Annotated in this window: 2 tRNA genes and 3 rRNA genes; all 5 read left to right on the top strand. The window is 56.0% G+C overall.

The window, feature by feature from the left end:
* Positions 1–216 precede the first annotated feature (216 nt).
* Positions 217–1,757 (top strand): 16S ribosomal RNA (locus B0E52_RS01210).
* A 79-nt stretch (positions 1,758–1,836) separates the two neighbouring features.
* Positions 1,837–1,913, top strand: a tRNA-Ile gene (locus B0E52_RS01205).
* A gap of 40 nt (positions 1,914–1,953) precedes the next feature.
* Positions 1,954–2,029, top strand: a tRNA-Ala gene (locus tag B0E52_RS01200).
* Between the two features lie 184 nt (positions 2,030–2,213).
* A 23S ribosomal RNA gene (locus B0E52_RS01195) occupies positions 2,214–5,090 on the top strand.
* Positions 5,091–5,272: 182 nt separating this feature from the next.
* Positions 5,273–5,386, top strand: a 5S ribosomal RNA gene (gene rrf / locus B0E52_RS01190).
* The 16S, 23S and 5S rRNA genes sit together here with 2 tRNA genes alongside, the layout of an rRNA operon.
* Positions 5,387–5,492 lie beyond the last annotated feature (106 nt).

Genomic DNA, 5,492 nt, shown 5'->3' with positions numbered 1-5,492 from the left:
GGCGGCTCACCGGGACGAAATGTCCTCTAGCGGAAAGCTCCGCGGTGGTTGGATCTTTGACAGTGTGCACAGGTGAATTGTGTGGACGCCTTGCGCTGGCGGGTCGATGACCTGTCCAAGCAATGCAAGCGTCCCACCGAAAGAAAGTCAGTAATGAGTTTCAACGGTTGGGGTCACGCTTCAGAAAGATAGACAGCCCTCGGGTTGTCGAAAACTTAAGTGAAGAGTTTGATCCTGGCTCAGATTGAACGCTGGCGGCATGCCTAACACATGCAAGTCGAACGGCAGCACGGGTAGCAATACCTGGTGGCGAGTGGCGGACGGGTGAGTAATGCATCGGGATCTACCCTGACGTGGGGGATAACCTCGGGAAACCGGGACTAATACCGCATACGTCCTACGGGAGAAAGCGGGGGACCTTCGGGCCTCGCGCGGCAGGACGAACCGATGTGCGATTAGCTAGTTGGCGGGGTAATGGCCCACCAAGGCGACGATCGCTAGCTGGTCTGAGAGGATGATCAGCCACACTGGGACTGAGACACGGCCCAGACTCCTACGGGAGGCAGCAGTGGGGAATATTGGACAATGGGCGCAAGCCTGATCCAGCAATGCCGCGTGTGTGAAGAAGGCCTTCGGGTTGTAAAGCACTTTTATCAGGAGCGAAATACTACGGGTTAATAACCCGTGGGGCTGACGGTACCTGAGGAATAAGCACCGGCTAACTTCGTGCCAGCAGCCGCGGTAATACGAAGGGTGCAAGCGTTAATCGGAATTACTGGGCGTAAAGGGTGCGTAGGCGGTTCGTTAAGTCTGTTGTGAAATCCCCGGGCTCAACCTGGGAATGGCAATGGATACTGGCGAGCTAGAGTGTGTCAGAGGATGGTGGAATTCCCGGTGTAGCGGTGAAATGCGTAGAGATCGGGAGGAACATCAGTGGCGAAGGCGGCCATCTGGGACAACACTGACGCTGAAGCACGAAAGCGTGGGGAGCAAACAGGATTAGATACCCTGGTAGTCCACGCCCTAAACGATGCGAACTGGATGTTGGTCTCAACTCGGAGATCAGTGTCGAAGCTAACGCGTTAAGTTCGCCGCCTGGGGAGTACGGTCGCAAGACTGAAACTCAAAGGAATTGACGGGGGCCCGCACAAGCGGTGGAGTATGTGGTTTAATTCGATGCAACGCGAAGAACCTTACCTGGCCTTGACATGTCCGGAATCCTGCAGAGATGCGGGAGTGCCTTCGGGAATCGGAACACAGGTGCTGCATGGCTGTCGTCAGCTCGTGTCGTGAGATGTTGGGTTAAGTCCCGCAACGAGCGCAACCCTTGTCCTTAGTTGCCAGCACGTAAAGGTGGGAACTCTAAGGAGACTGCCGGTGACAAACCGGAGGAAGGTGGGGATGACGTCAAGTCCTCATGGCCCTTACGGCCAGGGCTACACACGTACTACAATGGTCGGTACAGAGGGTTGCAATACCGCGAGGTGGAGCCAATCCCAGAAAGCCGATCCCAGTCCGGATCGAAGTCTGCAACTCGACTTCGTGAAGTCGGAATCGCTAGTAATCGCGGATCAGCTATGCCGCGGTGAATACGTTCCCGGGCCTTGTACACACCGCCCGTCACACCATGGGAGTGAGTTGCTCCAGAAGCCGTTAGTCTAACCGCAAGGGGGACGACGACCACGGAGTGGTTCATGACTGGGGTGAAGTCGTAACAAGGTAGCCGTATCGGAAGGTGCGGCTGGATCACCTCCTTTCGAGAACGACAGCGCGACTCGTCGCGCAAGACGTCCACACAAGACACCTGTATTCACGTAGCGTCCCTGACAAGCTTCCGGGTCTGTAGCTCAGGTGGTTAGAGCGCACCCCTGATAAGGGTGAGGCCGGTGGTTCGAGTCCTCCCAGACCCACCACCCTGGCGACCGCCTCGGCGGTGCCGGCAGCACAAGGCACGGGGCCATAGCTCAGCTGGGAGAGCACCTGCTTTGCAAGCAGGGGGTCGTCGGTTCGATCCCGACTGGCTCCACCAACTGACGACGTGAATTCACAGCACACTGAAAGATTTGAAGCGAGGCGGCGTTGAGGCCGTTCTTGTGTTCTTTGAAAACTGGCAAACGAGTGACAAGCGTCTTGGTTCGAACCGAACCGAGACACGTGTTGAGGCACGAACAGGTGGTTTGAAAGTATGGCCCTGAGGCGACTTGGGGTTATATGGTCAAGCGACCAAGCGTATACGGTGGATGCCTTGGCAGTCAGAGGCGATGAAGGACGTGGCAGCCTGCGAAAAGTGTCGGGGAGCTGGCAACAAGCTTTGATCCGGCAATGTCCGAATGGGGAAACCCACCTCGCAAGAGGTATCGTGCGGTGAATACATAGCCGTACGAGGCGAACCCGGGGAACTGAAATATCTAAGTACCCGGAGGAAAAGAAATCAACCGAGATTCCCTCAGTAGCGACGAGCGAACGGGGACTAGCCCAAAAGTGCACAGTGTTTTAGTCGAAGGGTCTGGAAAGGCCCGCCGCAGACGGTGATAGCCCGGTAGACGAAAGGGCACCGTGCATGAAATTGAGTAGGGCGGGGCACGAGAAACCCTGTCTGAACATGGGGGGACCATCCTCCAAGGCTAAATACTCCTGACTGACCGATAGCGAACAAGTACCGTGAGGGAAAGGCGAAAAGAACCCCGGAGAGGGGAGTGAAATAGACCCTGAAACCGTATACGTACAAGCAGTGGAAGCCCGCAAGGGTGACTGCGTACCTTTTGTATAATGGGTCAGCGACTTACTGTCAGTGGCAAGCTTAACCGTATAGGGGAGGCGAAGGGAAACCGAGTCTGAATAGGGCGCATAGTCTCTGGCAGTAGACCCGAAACCGAGTGATCTATCCATGGCCAGGTTGAAGGTGCGGTAACACGCACTGGAGGACCGAACCCACATCTGTTGCAATAGATGGGGATGAGCTGTGGATAGGAGTGAAAGGCTAAACAAACTCGGAGATAGCTGGTTCTCCTCGAAAGCTATTTAGGTAGCGCCTCGGACGAATCTTCCTGGGGGTAGAGCACTGTTATGGCTAGCGGGTCATCGCGACTTAGCAAACCATGGCAAACTCCGAATACCAGGACAGACTATCCGGGAGACACACGGCGGGTGCTAACGTCCGTCGTGAAAAGGGAAACAACCCAGACCCGCAGCTAAGGTCCCCAAGTTCTAGCTAAGTGGAAAACGATGTGGAAAGGCATAGACAGCCAGGAGGTTGGCTTAGAAGCAGCCATCCTTTAAAGAAAGCGTAATAGCTCACTGGTCGAGTCGGTCTGCGCGGAAGATTTAACGGGGCTAAGCTAGACACCGAAGCTCGGGGTGCACAGCAATGTGCGCGGTAGAGGAGCGTTCCGTAAGCCTGTGAAGGTGGATTGTAAAGTCCGCTGGAGGTATCGGAAGTGCGAATGCTGACATGAGTAACGATAATGCGGGTGAAAAGCCCGCACGCCGAAAGCCCAAGGTTTCCTCGCGCAACGTTCATCGGCGCAGGGTGAGTCGGCCCCTAAGGCGAGGCAGAAATGCGTAGTCGATGGGAAGCTGGTTAATATTCCAGCACTTGACTGTAGTGCGATGTGGGGACGGAGAAGGTTAGGTCTACCGGGCGTTGGTTGTCCCGGGGAAAGGCAGTAGGCATGCATCTTAGGCAAATCCGGGATGCTTTATGCCGAGCACCGAGACGAGCCCTTTTGGGCGAAGTGACTGATACCACGCTTCCAGGAAAAGCCACTAAGCTTCAGCTACAGCAAACCGTACCGTAAACCGACACTGGTAGGCAGGGTGAGAATCCCAAGGCGCTTGAGAGAACTCGGGTGAAGGAACTAGGCAAAATGGCACCGTAACTTCGGGAGAAGGTGCGCCCGCCGGTGTGGTCACATGCGTGACTGAGCACCAGCGGGTCGCAGTAACCTGGCCGCTGCGACTGTTTATCAAAAACACAGCACTCTGCAAACACGAAAGTGGACGTATAGGGTGTGACGCCTGCCCGGTGCTGGAAGGTTAATTGATGGGGTCAGCCGCAAGGCGAAGCTCTTGATCGAAGCCCCAGTAAACGGCGGCCGTAACTATAACGGTCCTAAGGTAGCGAAATTCCTTGTCGGGTAAGTTCCGACCTGCACGAATGGCGTAACGACAGCGGCGCTGTCTCCACCCGAGACTCAGTGAAATTGAAATCGCTGTGAAGATGCAGCGTTCCCGCGGCAAGACGGAAAGACCCCGTGAACCTTTACTATAGCTTTACACTGAACGTTGAGTTCTTCTGTGTAGGATAGGTGGGAGGCTACGAAACCGAGACGCCAGTTTCGGTGGAGCCATCCTTGAAATACCACCCTGAAGTGCTTGACGTTCTAACCTCGGCCCGTAATCCGGGTCAGGGACCGTGTATGGTGGGTAGTTTGACTGGGGCGGTCTCCTCCCAAAGAGTAACGGAGGAGTACGAAGGTACGCTCAGCGCGGTCGGACATCGCGCACTGTGTGCAATGGCATAAGCGTGCTTGACTGCGAGATCGACGGATCAAGCAGGTACGAAAGTAGGTCATAGTGATCCGGTGGTTCTGTATGGAAGGGCCATCGCTCAACGGATAAAAGGTACTCCGGGGATAACAGGCTGATACCGCCCAAGAGTTCATATCGACGGCGGTGTTTGGCACCTCGATGTCGGCTCATCACATCCTGGGGCTGTAGCCGGTCCCAAGGGTATGGCTGTTCGCCATTTAAAGTGGTACGCGAGCTGGGTTCAGAACGTCGTGAGACAGTTCGGTCCCTATCTGTCGTGGGCGTTGGAGATTTGAGGGGGGCTGCTCCTAGTACGAGAGGACCGGAGTGGACGTTCCGCTGGTGTTCGGGTTGTCTCGCCAGAGGCATTGCCCGGTAGCTATGAACGGAAGCGATAACCGCTGAAAGCATCTAAGCGGGAAGCGCGCCCCAAGATGAGATCTCCCGAGAGCTTGACTCTCCTTAAGGCACCATCAAGACCAGGTGGTTGATAGGCGCGATGTGGACGTGCAGCAATGCATTGAGCTTACGCGTACTAATGAGCCGTGCGGCTTGACCATATAACCCCAAGTGGCCTTCACCACGTTTCCCGGTATTCAACCCGGACGCTTGTCACTCGTTTGCCTTTGATTTATCGCGAAGTCCTTTTCGCGAAGAGCAAAACCCGCCACCCGTGGCGAACTCTTCAAAAAGGCCTTCCAAACCTTGAAGCGGGCGCACCTTGCGCTGCTTCAACCCCTTCCCTGGCGGCCATAGCGCTGTGGTCCCACCCGATCCCATCCCGAACTCGGAAGTGAAACGCAGCCGCGCCGATGGTAGTGTGCATCTCGCATGCAAGAGTAGGTCACCGCCAGGGGCTTTATCCCTCAAACGCCCTCACCGATACCGGTGAGGGCGTTTGCCTTTGGACGGGTCGCGCCACCGGGGCGTGTGAAGCATCCCCGTTGGCGAGTTTCCAGCCG

It is taken from the genome of Rhodanobacter sp. C06 (genome assembly GCF_002001105.1).
Classification (GTDB): domain Bacteria; phylum Pseudomonadota; class Gammaproteobacteria; order Xanthomonadales; family Rhodanobacteraceae; genus Rhodanobacter_A.
This window is presented reverse-complemented; position numbering and strand designations above follow the sequence as displayed.